Raw genomic sequence first — 17,116 nt, forward strand, 5'->3', positions numbered from 1 at the left:
GGACCGGTAGTTCAGTTGGTTAGAATGCCGGCCTGTCACGCCGGAGGTCGCGGGTTCGAGTCCCGTCCGGTCCGCCATCTGCTCAGAATTCCCAAGGCCCCGTGGCTCATGCCACGGGGCCTTTTCGTGTTCGCCTTTCACGCGTTTCGCCCGCTTCATGTGCCGCGCTTTGCCGGCCGATACAGCCGGCGGTTTTTGCGCTTCCCGCAAGACTATCATACAGTTGTTTTAATTCCTGTTGACGGTCTGAGGGCTCCCGAGCATGACTGACTTCCCGCATCTTTTTCGCCCCATTGAATTGGGCCCGCTGCAGCTGCCCAATCGCGTGGTGATGGGCTCGATGCACACCAACCTGGAGGAGGCGCCCGACGGATTTTCCCGGTTGGCGGCCTTCTATGCCGAGCGCGCTCGTGCCGGGGTCTCGTTGATTGTCGGCGGCGGCATCGCGCCCAATGCCGAGGGGGCGGTCTTCGCCGGCGGCGCGACCCTGGAGCGCGTCGAGCAGGTGGCCGAGCACCGACAGTTGGTCGAGGCGGTGCATGCCGAGGGAGGGCACCTCTGCTTGCAGATCCTGCATGCCGGCCGCTACGCCTATACGGCCGAGCCGGTGGCCCCTTCTCCGATTCAGGCGCCGATCAACCCGCAGGCGCCGCGGGCGCTGAGCGCGGCGGACATCGAACGTACTTTGGGCGACTACGTGCGCTGCGCGTGCCTGGCCCGGGAGGCCGGCTACGACGGGGTGGAGGTGATGGGCTCCGAAGGCTACCTGATCAATCAGTTCGTGTGCCGGCGCACCAATCGGCGCGAGGACGAATGGGGCGGCAGCTTCGACAACCGCATCCGCTTCCCGGTCGAGGTGGTGCGACGTATTCGCGAGGCCCTCGGGCCCGACGTTTTGATCCTGTTCCGGCTATCGATGATCGACCTGGTGGAGGAGGGCAGCACCCATGATGAGGTGGTTGCCCTGGGGCGTGCGGTGGTCGAGGCCGGGGCCGACGCGATCGATAGCGGCATCGGCTGGCACGAGGCGCGGGTGCCGACCATCGTCACCAGTGTGCCGCGGGCGCTGTTCGCCGAGGTCGCAAGACGCATGCGCGCCGAGCTCGAGGTGCCGTTGATCGCGACCAACCGCATCAACATGCCCGAGGTGGCCGAGCGGCTGCTCGCCGAGGACTATGCGGACATGGTCTCCATGGCGCGGCCCTTCCTGGCCGACCCGGGCTGGGTGGACAAGGCCCACGAGGGGCGGGCCGAAGAGATCAATACCTGTATCGCCTGCAACCAGGCCTGCCTGGATCATACCTTTCAGGGCAAGCCGACCTCGTGTCTGGTCAATCCGCGTGCCGGCCACGAGACCGAGCTTCACATCATCGCGACCGAGGTGGCGCGGCGTATCGCCGTGGTGGGAGGTGGCCCTGCGGGGCTCGCCGCCGCGGTCACCGCCGCCGAGCGCGGCCATGCGGTGACACTGTTCGAGCGCCAGGCGGCGATCGGCGGCCAGTTCAATCATGCGCGACGCATTCCCGGCAAGGAGGAGTTCGATGAAACCCTGCGTTACTACCGGGTGATGCTCGATAAGCATGGCGTGACGGTGAGGCTGGGCGTCGAGCCGAGCGTTCACGAGCTGCAGGGTTTCGATGCGGTGGTGCTGGCGACCGGGGTGCGGCCGCGGCGCCTCGACCTGCCGGGCATCGATCACCCCAAGGTGATCTCCTATCCGCTGGCCATCCAGCAGCCGGAACGGGTGGGGGCAAGGGTGGCGATCATCGGGGCCGGTGGCATCGGCTTCGATGTGGCGGAACGGCTGACCCACGCCGGCCATCCGGCCCTGGATGCCGATGCCTGGTGCGATGAGTGGGGCGTGGACCTGTCGGTGGCCTCGCCGGGTGGGTTGCGCGCGCCGCTGAGGCCGCCGGTGGCGCGCCGCGTCACCCTGCTGCAGCGCAAGACCAGCCGGCCCGGCCGCGGCCTGGGGGTCACCACCGGCTGGGTACACCGCGCCTCGTTACGCCATCGCGGCGTGGAGATGCTGGCCGGCTGTGACTACGTGGGGATCGACGATGCCGGCCTGCACCTGCGTGTCGACGGCGAGCCGAGGTGCCTGGAGGTCGATAGCGTGGTGATCTGTGCCGGGCAGGAATCGGTGCGTGACGGGCTGGAGCCGTTGCGCGAGGCCGGCGTGTCGGTGCATGTCATCGGTGGCGCCGACAAGGCCGCCGAGCTCGATGCCAAGCGTGCCATCGACCAGGGGGTGCGGTTGGCCGCCAGCCTCTAGTGAGGCGGTGCCGGTGGCGGGTCATCGGCGTTTCAGGCGGCGTGTCTCTCGCGGTGAACCGCTTCGGGTTCGGGGGCTCATAGGAAGGTGTGGCCCTGCGTTGAAGGTTCCGGGCGCCATCGTCCGGTTGAGCTGGCTACGCTGAAGCTACCGACCCGGCCACCCAGGGCAGGATTGCCAGGCCGGGGCCCCGGGCTTTAAGGAGGCATCGATGAGCATCTTCGATCATGTGCAGAACCGCTTCGAACGAACCCGGCAGGAGGAGATGAGCCTGCAGGAGTACTTGGAACTCTGCCGCGAGGATTCTTCGGCCTATGCCAGTGCGGCCGAGCGAATGCTGTCGGCCATCGGCGAGCCCGAGGTGATCGACACGGCCAAGGACCCGCGCCTGTCGCGGATATTCTCCAACAAGATCATCCGGCGCTATCCGGCGTTCGCCGAGTTCTACGGCATGGAGGAGGCGATCGAGCAGATCGTCGCCTACTTCCGCCATGCCGCCCAGGGGCTCGAGGAGAAGAAGCAGATCCTCTACCTGCTCGGCCCGGTCGGCGGCGGCAAGTCGTCGCTCGCCGAGCGCCTCAAGCTGTTGATGGAATATGTGCCCTTCTACGCGATCAAGGGCTCGCCGGTGCAGGAGTCGCCGTTGTCGCTGTTCTCGCCGGAACATGACGGCGAGCTGCTGGAGAAGGAGTATGGCATCCCCCAGCGTTGCCTGAAGAGCGTGATGTCGCCGTGGGCCGCCAAGCGTCTCAAGGAGACCGGCGGTGACATCAGCGAGTTCCGTGTGGTGCGGCTCTATCCCTCGCGGCTCAACCAGATCGCTATCGCCAAGACCGAGCCCGGTGACGAGAACAATCAGGACATCTCCTCGCTGGTCGGCAAGGTGGATATCCGCCAGCTCGAGCTCTATTCCCAGGACGATCCGGACGCCTACAGCTTTTCCGGTGGCCTGTGCCGGGCCAACCAGGGGTTGATGGAGTTCGTCGAGATGTTCAAGGCGCCGATCAAGGTGCTGCATCCGCTGCTGACCGCCACCCAGGAGGGCAACTACAACCCCACCGAGGGCATGGGGGCGATTCCCTTCGATGGCATCGTGCTGGCGCACTCCAACGAGAGCGAATGGCAGGCCTTCCGCAACAACCGCAACAACGAGGCCTTCCTCGACCGGGTCTATATCGTCAAGGTGCCCTACTGCCTGCGGGTCAGCGAAGAGATCAACATCTACAAGAAGCTGCTCGAGCATTCCTCGCTCAACCAGGCGCCTTGTGCGCCGGATACCCTGCGCATGCTGGCGCAGTTCTCGGTGCTCTCGCGGCTCAAGGAGCCGGAGAATTCCAGCGTCTATTCCAAGATGCGGGTCTACGACGGCGAGAACCTCAAGGATACCGATCCCAAGGCCAAGTCGATCCAGGAGTACCGCGATGCCGCCGGGGTCGACGAGGGCATGGATGGACTCTCCACGCGTTTCGCCTTCAAGATCCTGGCCAAGGTGTTCAACTTCGACAACGTCGAGGTGGCGGCCAACCCGGTGCACCTGCTGTACGTGCTCGAGCAGCGCCTCGAGCAGGAGCAGTTGCCCAAGGAAGCCTTCGAGCGCTACCTGCGCTTCATCAAGGAGTTCCTGGCGCCACGCTACGTGGACTTCATCGGCAAGGAGATCCAGACCGCCTATCTCGAGTCCTACTCCGAGTATGGCCAGAACATCTTCGACCGCTACGTCACCTACGCCGACTTCTGGATCCAGGACCAGGAGTATCGCGACCCCGAGACCGGCGAGCTGTTCGATCGTCAGTCGCTCAACGAGGAGCTGGAGAAGATCGAGAAGCCGGCCGGCATCTCCAATCCCAAGGACTTCCGTCACGAGGTGGTCAACTTCGTGCTGCGGGCCCGTGCCCAGAACAACGGCATGAACCCCAGCTGGCAGTCCTACGAGAAGCTGCGTGGCGTGATCGAGCACAAGATGTTCGCCAACACCGAGGAGCTGCTGCCGGTGATCTCCTTCAACGCCAAGGCCTCCACCGCGGACCAGAAGAAGCACGAGGACTTCGTGGCCCGCATGGTCGACCGCGGCTATACCGAGAAGCAGGTACGCCTGCTCTCCGAATGGTATCTGCGGGTGCGCAAGTCACAGTAGCCATCGAGGGTCGCGCGGGGCGTCCCTGGAGGACGCCTGGCGCGGGCGAAGGGCAGCCCAGGAGGTCCACATGACCTACTTCATCGACCGTCGTGCCAATGCCAAGCACAAGAGCGCGGTCAATCGCCAGCGCTTCCTCGATCGTTATCGCACCCATATCAAGCGGTCCGTCGAGGAGGCGATCAACCGCCGTTCCATCACCGACATGGAGCGCGGCGAGAAGGTATCGATTCCCGCCCGGGATATCTCCGAACCGGTCTTCCAGCACGGCCCCGGCGGCCGGCGTGGCATCATCGCGCCCGGCAACAAGGAGTTCGTCGAGGGGGATCGCCTGCGCCGTCCCGGTGGAGGTGGTGGAGGCGGCGACGGGGCCGGCGAAGGCGGTGCCTCCAACCAGGGGGAGGGCATGGACGAGTTCGCCTTTTCCCTGTCCCGCGAGGAGTTCCTGAACTTCGTCTTCGACGGCCTGGAGCTACCCCACCTGGAGCGCAAGAACCTGGTGGACCTCGACGAGGTGCGTCCGGTGCGGGCCGGCTTCACTCGCGACGGGGTGCCGGCGCGGATCAACATCGTGCGCTCGATGCGCGAGGCCCAGGCCCGACGCATCGCCATGCGCGGGCCTATCCGGCGGGCCCTGCGCGAGGCGCAGGAGGCGCTGGAAGTCGAGGAGCGCAAGGATCCGGTGCTGCGCCACCCGGCGCGGATCGGCGAGCTCAAGGCCGAGATCGAGCGCCTCGAGAAGCGCCTCGAGGCGGTACCCTTCATCGATACCTATGACCTGCGCTACAACAACCTGGTCAATCAGCCGCAGCCGTCGAGCAAGGCGGTGATGTTCTGCGTGATGGATGTCTCGGGCTCCATGACCCAGGCCCACAAGGACATCGCCAAGCGCTTCTTCCTGCTGCTCTACCTGTTCCTGGAGCGCAACTACGAGAAGGTCGAGCTGGTCTTCGTGCGCCACCATACCGCCGCCAAGGAGGTCGACGAAGAGGAATTCTTCTATTCCCGTGAGACCGGCGGCACCATCGTCTCCAGCGCCCTGACGCTGGTCGACGAGATCATCGACGACCGCTATCCGCCGACCCAGTGGAACCTCTATGTGGCCCAGGCCTCCGATGGCGACAACTGGGACGACGACTCGCTGACCTGTCGCGACCGGTTGGCCAAGACCCTGATGCCTCGCCTGCAGTACTTCACCTATGTAGAGATCACGCCCCATGCGCACCAGGCGTTGTGGGAGGAATACGAGAAGGTCGAGGCCGAGTACCCCGAGCGCTTCGCCATGCGTCAGATCGTCGAAGCCGGTGACATCTACCCGGTGTTCCGCGACCTGTTTCAGCGTCGCACGGCCCAGTCCTGAGGCGAGGCCAAGGAGGCAGCATGACCGAACGCAAGCCCATCGCCAGTGGCTCCGACTGGAGCTTCGAGATCCTGGAGCAGTTCGAGACCGAGATCGCGCGGCTGGCCGACGAGTATCGGCTGGACACCTACCCCAACCAGATCGAGGTCATCACCACCGAGCAGATGATGGATGCCTATGCCAGCGTGGGCATGCCGGTGGGCTATCATCACTGGTCCTTCGGCAAGCAGTTCCTGGCCGTCGAGCAGGCCTATCGTCGCGGCCAGATGGGGCTGGCCTACGAGTTGGTCATCAACTCCGACCCCTGCATCGCCTATCTGATGGAAGAGAACACCCTGATGATGCAGGTGTTGGTGATGGCCCACGCCTGCTACGGCCATAACTCCTTCTTCAAGGGTAACTACCTGTTTCGTACCTGGACCGATGCCGGCTCCATCGTCGACTACCTGCTGTTCGCCCGGCGCTATCTCGCCGAATGCGAGGAGCGCCATGGCGTCACCGCGGTCGAGCAACTGCTCGATGCCTGCCATGCCCTGCAGAACTATGGCGTCGATCGCTACAAGCGACCCTCCCCGGTCTCCGCCGAGGAAGAGGTGCGTCGTCAGCAGGAACGTTCGGAGTATCTCCAGGCCCAGGTCAACACGCTGTGGAGCACCATTCCCGGGCGCCCGCAGGAGGAGGGGCGACAGGCCATTGGCGACGAGGAAGACCCGCTCGGCCTGCACGCCGGCGGGCGCTATCCCCCCGAGCCCCAGGAGAACCTGCTCTATTTCATCGAGAAGAGCGCGCCGTTGCTGATGCCCTGGCAGCGGGAAGTGGTGCGCATCGTGCGCAAGCTCGCCCAGTATTTCTATCCCCAGCGCCAGACCCAGGTGATGAACGAAGGCTGGGCGACCTTCTGGCACTACACCCTGATGAACCGGATGTACGACGATGGACTGGTGGACGAGGGGGTGATCCTGGAGTTCCTGCAATCGCATACCGCGGTGGTCCAGCAGCCGCCCTTCGACAGTCCGCACTACGGCGGCATCAACCCCTACGCACTGGGCTTCGCCATGTTCACCGACCTGCGGCGGATCTGTGAGCATCCCACCGAGGAGGATCGCCGCTGGTTCCCCGATATCGCCGGTAGCGACTGGCTGGAAACGCTGCACTTCGGCATGCGCAACTTCAAGGATGAGTCCTTCATTCAGCAATATCTGTCGCCCAAGGTGATCCGCGACCTCAAGCTGTTCATGGTGCTCGATGACGACCGCGACGAGATGCTCGAGGTGAGCGCCATTCACGATGATCGCGGCTATCAGCGGATCCGAGACGGGCTGGCCGTCCAGTATGCGCTGTCGGTGCGTGAGCCCAACATCCAGGTCTGGTCGGCGGATATCCGTGGTGACCGCTCGCTGACCCTGCGTCATGTTCAGGATGGGCGGCGCCCGCTGGCCCGCAGCGTTTATCCGGTGATGCGTCACCTGCATCAGCTGTGGGGCTTCCCGGTGCAGCTCGAGTCCATGGAAGAGGGGGAGGCCGTGCGACGCTACCAGTGGCCGCTGCCCGAGGCAGAGCAGAAGGAGGGATAAGGCGAGTCGGGCGGCGATACGGCCCGCGCCGGGAGGTGCGGGCCGTTCGGAAGGGGCGGGGCGGTCAGCCCTGGGCGGTCCAGGACTGGCACCAGCCGGCGGGGGCGACGCTGTTCTGCGGGAACAGCTGGCACCCCTGGTTATCGGCCTGGTAGAACATGCAGTTGTCGCAGGTCTCGCCCTCGGCATAGGCCGGGTGATCGCTGGCCTCGCTGGCTTCTTCCACGTAGTTGAGTGCCTTGGCCTGGCTGTTCTGCGGGTCCAGTCGTGGCAGGTCCTTGGCCAGGGCGCGTTGGGACAGCAGGCCTGCTCCCAGCGGCAGGGCCGCCAGGCCCAGCAGGCTGTGGCGGATGAAATCGCGACGGCTATGATTGGCCATGTGGGCTCCTCATTCTTTTAGGTGGTTCGGGTCACGGTTTATGGTTGTGGTCTTGCGTCGGGCGGCGTCGTTCTCGACGTCACGGCGGAGGCCCGGTCTCCTCCCTCTAGCCTAGGATAGCTGTATACATTTATCCAGGGTGAAATGTATACACTTTTTCGAGTCGCGCCGTCCGCGACAGCCTCCCGGGTCGTGTGACCGTGGGCATGCGCTGGCCTTCTTCGTTGCCGTGCCTTCGAGGCGTCGTGTGCCGGTGGTGCTGCCCCGGCGTGGACGCTGTTATACTCGCCGTAGTGACGGCGGGCCCGCCGCCGAGAGCCGATGCCAGAGGGAGAGAGCCCCATGCAGAATGCCGTGATCCTGATCAACACCGAGAAGGGCCAGGTCAAGTCCGTGGCCGAGCGTCTGGCCGAGGTGGATGGCATCAGCGAGGTGTTCTCCACCTGTGGCCGCTACGACCTGGTCGCCATCGCTCGGACGCGGGACTTCGAGAGCCTGGCGGAGCTGGTGACCGGGCGCCTCGACGACGTCGAGGGCCTCCGCGAGACCGAGACTCTCAATGCCATGCAGGTGCACTCGCGCCACGATCTCGAGACCATGTTCGCGCTGGGCTGGTAAGGCGGCCGGTCCGCCTCGCGGTCATGCCGAGACGCCTGCTCTCCTGGCGCGGCTCGCTGCGCCGACTGGCCATCGCCGCGCTCTTCGCGGCGGTGGGCAGCGGGCTGTGGTACGCCGAGGAGCGTGAGGTGCGCGAGCGCCTCAGCTGGATGGGCGTACCGACCTGGGAGCGATTGACGCCGCTGAGCCTGCACCGGGTGCTGCGCAACGACGGCTTCCTGGTCGGCTGGTCAGACGTGAGGGTCAGCCCGCTGTGGGCCAGCTATGTGTTGCGCGGCGATCGTGCGGCCGAGGTCGGCGACCGCCCGGGCTTCCGCCGCGACTGGCGTACCCTATGGCCGGTGACGCCGGACAGCTACCGACGCAGCGGCTATGACCGTGGCCACCTGGCGCCGAACTATGCCATCGCCCGGGTGCATGGCGCCTCCGCCCAGTACGACACCTTCCTGATGAGTAACATGGTGCCCCAGCGCCCGGACCTGAATCGCCGTCTCTGGCAGCGCCTGGAGGAGGTGGTGATCGATCGCTTCGTGCCACGACACGGGGCCCTGCAGGTCATCGTCGGACCGATCTTCGATGCCGACTTCGCGAGCGGCATGCTGCATCGGGTCGGGCTGATAGAGGTGCCCGAGGCGTTCTACAAGATTCTGGTGGTGCCGGGGGAGCGGCCTCGGGCGCTGGCCTTCGTGATGCCGCAGGAAGTGCACGGCGACGAGCCGCTCGATCGCTTCGTGGTCAGCATCGATCGCATCGAGGCGTTGACCGGGCTCGACTTCTTCCCGAACCTGGCGGATGCCAGCGAACGCACCCTGGAAGGTCGGGTGGCGACGGCGGGCTGGGGGCTCGAGGCGGTATCCGAGCTGCCGGGACGCTTCGAGTGAGAGGCGTAAGGCTGCGCCGACGTGGCGGCATGCGATTCATGGGCACGCGAAAAACCGCAACGTGTGCGGCCGGGGATATCTAGCGAGTAACAATGAGGAAGGGAGGTTCTGGCGAACCGTGCTCTGCATAACGCGAAATGGTGCCCAGGAGAGGACTTGAACCTCCACGTCCATAAGGACACTAGCACCTGAAGCTAGCGCGTCTACCAATTCCGCCACCTGGGCGAAACACGAGCGATTCGAGCTATTAAAGAGCGTGATAGCTGACAAAACCGCTGACAGTCTATCTAAATGGTGCCCAGAAGAGGACTTGAACCTCCACGTCCGTAAGGACACTAGCACCTGAAGCTAGCGCGTCTACCAATTCCGCCATCTGGGCAAGTGGCGCGTATATTACCGCATATCTTCGAAAATGCAAGCTTCGATGTCGGTCACAGCGACCTTTTTTGTCGCCTTCTGTGCTTCCCGCGGCGCTACATGGTTGGGTGCATCTCTTCGCGACGCTATACTGCCGCCATGACACGATACTCAGACTGCATCATCACATGCCCGCGGCGCGCGAGTGCCACGCCCTCCATGCCGTCCCCGACCCTGCCAAGGATGCTCCCCGCATGAATCACTGGACGCTCAGCGACGACCTGCACGCCAGCCGCGAGGCACACAAGTACGACAAGCCGGCGCCTAGCCGCGAATACCTGCTGGCGCGACTCGAGGCGTGTGGCAAGCCGGTCACCCACGAGGCCATGAGCGAGATGCTGGGCCTCGAGGACGAGGATCTGCAGGAGGCGGTGCGCCGCCGGCTGTCGGCGATGGAGCGCGACGGTCAGGTGCTGCGCAATCGTCGAGGGGCCTATGCGCTGATCGACAAGCTCGACCTGATCAAGGGGCGGGTGCTCGGTCATCGCGACGGCATCGGTTTCTTGCTGCGCGACGACGGCAAGAAGCCTGACCTGGTGCTGCCGCCCCGGCAGATGCGCCGGGTCTTCCATAATGACCATGTGCTGGTGCGCGTCAGCGGTCGCGATCGCCGTGGCCGTGAGGAGGGCACTATCGCCGAGGTGCTGGCACGCAATACCCAGCACATCGTCGGCGTCTATCGCGAGAACACGCCTGAGTTCGGCGTGCTGATCCCCGAGAATCCGCGCATCGCCCAGGAAGTCATCATTCCTCACAACGCCAACGGTGGCGCCCGCGATGGCCAGGTGATCTCGGCCCGGATCGTGAAGCAGCCGGCGACCCGGGTGCAGCCGGTGGGCGAGGTGACCGAGGTGATGGGGGAGCGTATGGATCCCGGCATGGAGATCGATATCGCCATCCGCAGCTACGAGATCCCCTGTGAGTTCCCGCCTGAGGTGCAGGACCAAATCGCCAGCATGTCCGCCGAGGTGGCCGAGGAAGACAAGGCTCACCGCGTCGACCTGCGCGACCTGCCGCTGGTGACCATCGACGACGAATCGGCCCGCGACTTCGACGATGCCGTCTGCGCCTGGAAGACCAAGTCCGGTGGCTGGAAGCTGCTGGTGGCCATCGCCGACGTGTCGCACTACGTGCGTCCGGGTAGCCCCCTGGATCAGGAGGCGATCAGCCGTGGCAACTCGGTGTACTTCCCGGGGCAGGTCGTGCCGATGCTGCCGGAGCTACTCTCCAACGGCCTGTGTTCGCTGAACCCCGATGTCGACCGCCTGGCGCTGGTCTGCGAGATGAACATCTCCCAGAAAGGGGCGATCAGCCGCTACCGCTTCTATGAAGGGGTGTTCCGCTCCCATGCTCGCCTGACCTACAACAAGGTCTCCTCGATCCTCGATGGCGAGGACGAGCAGGCGGATGCCCTGCGCGAGCAGTACAGCGCGCTGGTGAAGCCGCTCAAGGACCTGCACTCCCTCTATGAGGTGCTGCGTGGTGCCCGCGTGGAGCGCGGCGCCCTCGACTTCGAGACCACCGAGACGGCGATCGTCTTCAACGACGAACGCAAGATCGAGAAGATCGTGCCGCGCTCGCGCAACGAGGCCCACAAGATCATCGAGGAGTGCATGCTGGCGGCCAACGTCGCCACCGCTCGTTTCCTCGACAAGCACGACCTGCCGGCGCTGTATCGTATCCACGAGCGCCCCTCGCCGGAGCGTCTCGACAAGCTGCGCCTGTTCCTCAGCGAGCTGGGGCTTGAGTTGCCCGGTGGTGACGAGCCGACGCCCCAGGATTACCGGACGCTGGCCGAGAGCATTCGTGGTCGCGACGACGCCGATATCATCCAGACGGTGATGCTGCGCTCGATGAGCCAGGCGGTCTATTCGCCGCAAAACGAAGGGCACTTCGGCCTGGCCTATCCGGCCTATGCTCACTTCACCTCGCCGATCCGCCGCTATCCCGACCTGATCGTGCACCGAGCGATCAGGTCGGTGATCCGTGGACCGCGCCAGACCAACACCGTGCTGCGTGCCGAGGGTGCGCCGGTCGAGCCGCCGAGCAAGTGGTGCCCCTATACCTTCGAGCAGATGCTCGAGCTGGGCGAGCAAAGCTCGATGACCGAGCGTCGCGCGGATGACGCGACCCGCGACGTAGAGAGCTGGCTGAAGTGCGAGTTCATGTCCGACAAACTCGGCGAGGTCTACAGCGGTACCATCGCCTCGGTGACCCAGTTCGGTATCTTCGTGCGCCTCGACGAGTTCTATGTCGAGGGCCTGGTGCATGTCACCTCGCTGCCCTCCGACTACTACCACTATGAGGCGGAGAAGCATCGCCTCAAGGGGGAGCGCAGCGGCACGAGCTATCGCCTCGGCGACGGTGTCTCCGTGCAGGTGGCGCGGGTCGATCTGGATAATCGCAAGATCGACTTCGAGCTGGATGCCGACCAGCCCAAGCCTAAGCCGAAACGCAAGTCGCGCAAGCCTCGTGGCCAGGCGCCGGCCAAGGATGACGCCCAGAGCCAGCCGGCAGGCGACGGCGAGAATAACGGTCGCAACAAGCGCCGCCGCCGTGGCCCGCGCCGTCGTTGAGGCAGATGATGAGATGTCGATGAAAGCGAAACATAAGCCCGCGCCGCGTCGCGGGCCCAAGGCGCCGGGTGGGCTGGATGTCGTCTATGGCGTGCATGCGGTGCGAGCCCTGCTCGAACGAGGCGAGGCGCCGCGTGAACTCTGGTGGCAGGAAGGTGAAGCCGGCGGTCGCCTCGCCGAGCTGGTCGACCAGGCCCGGGCCCAGGGCAGCCGGGTGATCGCGCATCCCCGCGATGATCTGGATCGACTCGCCCAGGGGGCCGCCCACCAGGGCATCGTGGCCTTCTGCCGGCCGCTGGCCTTCGAGGCCGAGGCCGCGCTCTGGCATCGGCTCCAGGGCTGGTCGGGCGCCACGGCGCCGTTGTTGCTGGTGCTCGACGGGGTCACCGATGTGCACAACTTCGGCGCCTGCCTGCGCAGCGCCGATGCCTCGGGTGCCCACGGCGTGGTGGTGCCGAAGGACAAGTCGGCACCGCTCAACGCCACGGTGCGCAAGGTGGCCTGTGGCGCCGCCGAGAGCGTGCCGGTCTATCAGGTCACCAACCTGGCTCGGTCGCTCGGCAAGCTCAAGGAGCTTGGCGTGTGGATCACCGGTACCGCCGGCGAGGCCGAGGCGAACCTGTTCGAGGTCGATCTCGCCGGGCCCACCGCGCTGGTGATGGGGGCCGAGGGCAAGGGCATGCGCCGGCTGACCCGCGAGGCCTGCGACCAGCTGGTCAAGTTGCCGATGGCCGGCAGCGTCTCGAGCCTCAATGTCTCGGTGGCCACCGGCATCGGCCTGTTCGAAGCCGTCAGGCAGCGACACTCGACGCCCGGCGCCTGAGGCGCGCCGCCGCGTGCCGGGAAGCCGGCTGGCGGCGGATCGTCGAGGCATTCGGCCCTTTGGCTTGCGCTTGCGTCGCGTAGTCTTTAAGATACTGGCGCCCGTTCGTCCGACGAGCGGGCGTCGTGTATTTCGATAATCACCTCCTTGCTTCCCCTGAGGCCCTCCTGTCTCTCTGGAAGCTGTCAAACCGCAAGGAGAATCCATGCGTCATTACGAAATCGTGTTCATGGTCCACCCGGACCAGAGCGAGCAGGTCCCGGCGATGGTCGAGCGCTATACCAGCATCGTCACCGAGAACGGCGGCACCGTGCATCGCCTCGAAGATTGGGGGCGCCGTCACCTGGCCTACCCGATCAACAAGATCCACAAGGCTCACTACGTGCTGATGAACGTCGAGTGCAGCGGCGAGACTCTCGAGGAAATCGAGAACATCTTCCGCTTCAACGACGCCATCATCCGCAGCCTGGTCGTGCGTTGTAAGGAAGTCGTCACCGAGGCTTCCCCGATGATGAAGCCGGTGGAAGACAAGCGCGCCCGTCGTGACGAGAAGCCGTCGCGTCCCGCCGAGTCCGCCTAAGCCACACCATCGCACGCTAAGGAGTCTTTCCCATGGCACGCTTTTTCCGTCGCCGCAAGTTCTGCCGTTTTACCGCTGAAGGCGTGAAGCAGATCGATTACAAGGATCTGGACACCCTCAAGGCCTACATCACCGAGTCCGGCAAGATCGTTCCCAGCCGCATCACCGGGACCAAGGCCCGTTACCAGCGTCAGCTGTCTACCGCCATCAAGCGGGCTCGCTACCTGGCGCTGCTGCCCTACACCGATAGCCACCAGTAAGACGCTAGCGTGATGCTGCCCGTCGCTCGCTGGATGATGCGCGGCATGCCCCAGGCCGCTGCCGGGGCGGCCGTGGCCAGCCTGGTTCCCTGGCTGTTCTGGCTGGGCGCGGCGATCGCCGGCCTGGTCACGCTACGCCGCGGCCTGGCACCGGCCTTGCCGGTGATCACCGCCGCCGCCGTACCGGCGGGCTGGTGGTGGACCCGGGGCGACATCATCCCGCTGGCCTGCATCCTGCTGGTCACGCTGATGGCCGTGGTGCTGCGCTCGCGCATGCGTTGGAGCGAGGCGCTGATCGTCGGCGCCCTCGCCGGGGCGGCGATGATCCAGCTGGGACTCTTCCTGCCACCGGGCGGGGTCGGCCCGCTGCTGGAGCAGCTCCGCCAGGGCTCGCCGGAGTTCGCCTCGATGCTGGAGGAGCTGTCGCGCCAAGGGGTCGAGAGCGAACCGCTGGCCGAGCTGCTGATCGCCGGCATCACCGGGTTGATCGTGATGCTGGCCGCGGTGGCTTGCCTGGCCCTGGCCAGGAGCTGGCAGGCGGGGCTCTACAACCCCGGTGGCTTTCGCGAGGAGTTCCATGCGCTGCGCCTGACACCGCGCGAGCTGTTGGTGCTGATGGCGATGCTCATCGTCGGCGCACTGCTGGTGCTGCCCGGTGTGGGCCTGATGCTCTGGGTGGCGCCGCTGGTGGCCGGCATCGCGCTGGTGCACGGTGTTATCGGATTGAAGGGAATGAACGGGCTGTGGCTGGTCGCCTTCTATGTGTTGCTGATCACCACCTGGCCCATGATTCTCATCGTGCTGCTTGCGGCCTTGATCGATGCGTTCGTGGATATCCGCGGACGACTCGGCCGCAGCGACTGACAAGAGGTTTACGAGATGGAAGTCATTCTGCTCGACAAGATTGGCAAGCTGGGCGGTCTGGGTGACCAGGTCACCGTCAAGCCCGGTTATGGCCGTAACTACCTGGTGCCCTACGGCCTCGCCGTACCGGCCACCAAGAGCAACATCGAGGCCTTCGAGGCCCAGCGTGCCGAGCTCGAGGCCCAGGCCAACGAGCGCAAGGCCGAGGCCGAGGCGCGCGCCGAACAGCTCAACGACATCGAGCTGTCACTGGTCGCCAAGTCCGGCGACGAAGGCAAGCTGTTCGGTTCCATCGGTCCGCGCGACCTGGCCGACGCGATCTCCTCTGCCGGTATCGAGGTAGAGAAGAGCGAAGTCCGCATGCCGGAAGGTCCGATCCGTCAGACCGGCGAATACGACATCGTGCTGCGCCTGCATGCCGAAGTCGACGCCACCGTGCGCGTGGTGGTCGTGGCCGAATAAGCCCGACTCCCCCGCGGACACCAGGGGCGCGAGGAGAAATCCTCGCGCCCTTTTTGCTTGCCTGTGGCATATCTTTCCCCCGGCTGGGGCGCGAGGCGTCCTTCGCGGTAGAATGTGCCGGCTCATGTTGCAAAGGTGCTCGCCCCTATGAACGAACCCCTCGAGCTCGATCGGGAAACCGCGGCGCTGAAGGTGCCGCCTCACTCGCTGGAGGCCGAACAATCGGTGCTCGGCGGGCTGATGCTCGACAATCAGGCCTGGGACAGCGTGGCCGACCGTCTGGTGGCCAACGACTTCTATCGTTATGAGCATCGCCTGATCTTCAACGTCATGGCGGAGCTGGCCGAGGGCACGCGGCCGCTGGACGTGGTGACGCTGTCCGAGGCGTTGGAGGGGCGTGACCAGTTGGAGACCGTCGGCGGGCTGGCCAACCTGGCGGAACTGGCGCGCAACACGCCGTCCGCCAGCAACATCCGCGCCTATGCCGACATCGTTCGCGAGCGCGCCACCCTGCGCAAGCTGATCCATGCCGCCAGCCAGGTCGCCGATAGCGCCTTCGCCCCCCAGGGGCGGCCCGCCGACGAGCTGGTCAACGAGGCCGAGCGGCTGGTCTTCCAGATCAGCGAGGAGCGGCCCAAGGAAGGTGGCCCCGTGGGCATGAGCGACCTGCTGGCCAAGGCGGTGGATCGCATCGACGAGATGTTCAACATGCAGGGCGAGATGACCGGCCTGTCGACCGGCTTCCGCGACCTGGATGACATGACCTCCGGGCTGCAGCCGTCGGACCTGGTGATCGTCGCCGGGCGTCCCTCCATGGGCAAGACCACCTTCGCCATGAACCTCGTCGAGCATGCGGTGATCTCGAGCGACAAGCCGGTGATGGTGTTCTCCATGGAGATGCCCGGCGAGTCGATCATGCTGCGTATGCTCTCGTCCCTTGGCCGCATCGACCAGACCCGGGTGCGTACCGGCCAGCTCGAGGACGAGGACTGGCCGCGTCTGACCTCGGCGGTCAACCTGCTCAAGGACAAGCAGCTGTTCATCGACGACACCGCGGCCCTGTCGCCCAACGAGATGCGCTCGCGGATTCGCCGGGTGGTGCGCGAGCACGGTAACCTGGCGGTGATCATGATCGACTATCTGCAGCTGATGCAGGTGCCGGGCTTCTCCGAGAACCGTACCGGTGAGATCTCGGAGATCTCGCGCTCGCTCAAGGGCCTGGCCAAGGAGTTCGGCTGCCCGGTGGTGGCGCTGTCGCAGCTCAACCGCTCGCTGGAGCAGAGACCCAACAAGCGCCCGGTGATGTCGGATCTGCGTGAGTCCGGCGCCATCGAGCAGGACGCCGACCTGATTGGCTTCGTCTACCGCGATGAGGTCTATAATCCGGATAACCCCGACAACCAGGGGCTGGCCGAATTCATCATCGGCAAGCAGCGTAACGGGCCGATCGGCACGGTGCATATGGCCTTCATCGGCAAGTACACACGCTTCGAGGACCTGGCGCCGGACAGCTACGGCGACTCCTTCGGCGAGTGACCCCTTGAGCGGGGCGGTCGGCACCGTATAATCCCCACCCCCCGAACAGAACATTGGAGGAGCACCATGGCAGGCGGATTTCAGCGTGGTAACCGACGGCGCACCCCGAAACTCGAGGCGCGCGGTGAATTGCAGTCCGTGGAGCGCGAAGGGCCGTTCAAGGAGTGGCTGGGCATGCCGGATCTCTACCGCTACCAGCTGGTGGTGGATGGCGTGGACTACAGCTATCAGACCGAGGACACCGAGCTGCCGGTGGCCGTCGGCGATCGGGTGGTGTTTCGCTACAAGGAGACCAAGGCCGGCAACTGGGTCGACCGCAATTCGCTGGGCAAGGCGCTCAACCCCGCCGACTACCAGTAAGACCCACCGGCGCCTTC

At 65.3% G+C, this 17,116-nt stretch carries 15 protein-coding genes and 3 tRNA genes; 15 read left to right on the top strand and 3 right to left on the bottom strand.

Annotation, left to right across the window (positions count from 1 at the left end; all coding sequences use genetic code 11):
* From ETC07_RS14505 to ETC07_RS14525, 5 genes are all read left to right on the top strand, one after another.
* A tRNA-Asp gene (locus ETC07_RS14505) sits at positions 1-77 on the top strand.
* A 185-nt stretch (positions 78-262) separates the two neighbouring features.
* A complete protein-coding gene (locus ETC07_RS14510) occupies positions 263-2,275 on the top strand; it encodes an NADPH-dependent 2,4-dienoyl-CoA reductase (RefSeq protein WP_136249238.1) in 2,013 nt (670 codons plus the stop codon).
* A gap of 211 nt (positions 2,276-2,486) precedes the next feature.
* Positions 2,487-4,409: a PrkA family serine protein kinase gene (locus tag ETC07_RS14515; protein WP_136249239.1), complete on the top strand. Its 1,923-nt coding sequence runs from the start codon at positions 2,487-2,489 to the stop codon at positions 4,407-4,409.
* Positions 4,410-4,479: 70 nt separating this feature from the next.
* Positions 4,480-5,769 carry a YeaH/YhbH family protein gene (locus ETC07_RS14520; protein ID WP_136249240.1) on the top strand — a complete coding sequence of 430 codons (1,290 nt, stop codon included), beginning with the start codon at positions 4,480-4,482 and terminating at the stop codon, positions 5,767-5,769.
* Between the two features lie 20 nt (positions 5,770-5,789).
* Positions 5,790-7,343, top strand: a complete 1,554-nt coding sequence (locus tag ETC07_RS14525; RefSeq protein ID WP_136249241.1) for a SpoVR family protein — start codon at positions 5,790-5,792, stop codon at positions 7,341-7,343.
* Positions 7,344-7,407: 64 nt separating this feature from the next.
* Here the strand turns inward: ETC07_RS14525 and ETC07_RS14530 are convergent, their stop codons facing one another.
* Positions 7,408-7,722 (bottom strand): high-potential iron-sulfur protein, encoded by a 315-nt coding sequence (locus ETC07_RS14530; RefSeq protein ID WP_136249242.1) that lies wholly within the window; start codon positions 7,720-7,722, stop codon positions 7,408-7,410.
* A gap of 342 nt (positions 7,723-8,064) precedes the next feature.
* On the opposite strand from ETC07_RS14530, the gene ETC07_RS14535 reads away from it, so the two are divergent.
* Both ETC07_RS14535 and ETC07_RS14540 read left to right on the top strand, forming a co-directional pair.
* Positions 8,065-8,340: an Lrp/AsnC family transcriptional regulator gene (locus tag ETC07_RS14535; protein WP_136249243.1), complete on the top strand. Its 276-nt coding sequence runs from the start codon at positions 8,065-8,067 to the stop codon at positions 8,338-8,340.
* A gap of 23 nt (positions 8,341-8,363) precedes the next feature.
* On the top strand, positions 8,364-9,221 hold the full coding sequence (locus ETC07_RS14540) for a DNA/RNA non-specific endonuclease (RefSeq protein ID WP_136249244.1): 858 nt from the start codon (positions 8,364-8,366) through the stop codon (positions 9,219-9,221).
* Between the two features lie 138 nt (positions 9,222-9,359).
* On the opposite strand, the gene ETC07_RS14545 is transcribed toward ETC07_RS14540, so the two are convergent.
* Together ETC07_RS14545 and ETC07_RS14550 are read right to left on the bottom strand one after the other, a co-directional pair.
* Positions 9,360-9,446: transfer RNA gene (locus tag ETC07_RS14545), tRNA-Leu, on the bottom strand.
* Positions 9,447-9,513: 67 nt separating this feature from the next.
* A tRNA-Leu gene (locus ETC07_RS14550) sits at positions 9,514-9,600 on the bottom strand.
* A gap of 232 nt (positions 9,601-9,832) precedes the next feature.
* Here ETC07_RS14550 and rnr point away from each other — a divergent pair.
* The 8 genes from rnr (at position 9,833) to ETC07_RS14590 (ending at position 17,099) form a co-directional block, all read left to right on the top strand.
* The gene (rnr, locus tag ETC07_RS14555; protein ID WP_136249245.1) at positions 9,833-12,214 is read left to right on the top strand and encodes a ribonuclease R; all 2,382 of its coding nucleotides are present in this window, start codon (positions 9,833-9,835) and stop codon (positions 12,212-12,214) included.
* 19 nt (positions 12,215-12,233) lie between these two features.
* Positions 12,234-13,037 (top strand): 23S rRNA (guanosine(2251)-2'-O)-methyltransferase RlmB, encoded by an 804-nt coding sequence (rlmB, locus tag ETC07_RS14560; RefSeq protein ID WP_136249246.1) that lies wholly within the window; start codon positions 12,234-12,236, stop codon positions 13,035-13,037.
* A gap of 205 nt (positions 13,038-13,242) precedes the next feature.
* Positions 13,243-13,617 (top strand): 30S ribosomal protein S6, encoded by a 375-nt coding sequence (gene rpsF / locus ETC07_RS14565; RefSeq protein WP_136249247.1) that lies wholly within the window; start codon positions 13,243-13,245, stop codon positions 13,615-13,617.
* 32 nt (positions 13,618-13,649) lie between these two features.
* Positions 13,650-13,877 (top strand): 30S ribosomal protein S18, encoded by a 228-nt coding sequence (gene rpsR, locus ETC07_RS14570; protein ID WP_136249248.1) that lies wholly within the window; start codon positions 13,650-13,652, stop codon positions 13,875-13,877.
* A 12-nt stretch (positions 13,878-13,889) separates the two neighbouring features.
* Positions 13,890-14,741, top strand: a complete 852-nt coding sequence (locus tag ETC07_RS14575; protein ID WP_136249274.1) for a hypothetical protein — start codon at positions 13,890-13,892, stop codon at positions 14,739-14,741.
* Positions 14,742-14,756: 15 nt separating this feature from the next.
* Positions 14,757-15,203, top strand: a complete 447-nt coding sequence (gene rplI / locus ETC07_RS14580; protein ID WP_136249249.1) for a 50S ribosomal protein L9 — start codon at positions 14,757-14,759, stop codon at positions 15,201-15,203.
* Positions 15,204-15,350: 147 nt separating this feature from the next.
* A complete protein-coding gene (gene dnaB / locus ETC07_RS14585) occupies positions 15,351-16,739 on the top strand; it encodes a replicative DNA helicase (protein ID WP_136249250.1) in 1,389 nt (462 codons plus the stop codon).
* A 66-nt stretch (positions 16,740-16,805) separates the two neighbouring features.
* Entirely contained in the window at positions 16,806-17,099 is a 294-nt protein-coding gene (locus ETC07_RS14590; RefSeq protein WP_136249251.1) for a hypothetical protein, read from the top strand.
* Positions 17,100-17,116: the final 17 nt, after the last annotated feature.

Source organism: Halomonas borealis, from assembly GCF_004798905.1.
Classification (GTDB): Bacteria; Pseudomonadota; Gammaproteobacteria; order Pseudomonadales; family Halomonadaceae; genus Halomonas; species Halomonas borealis.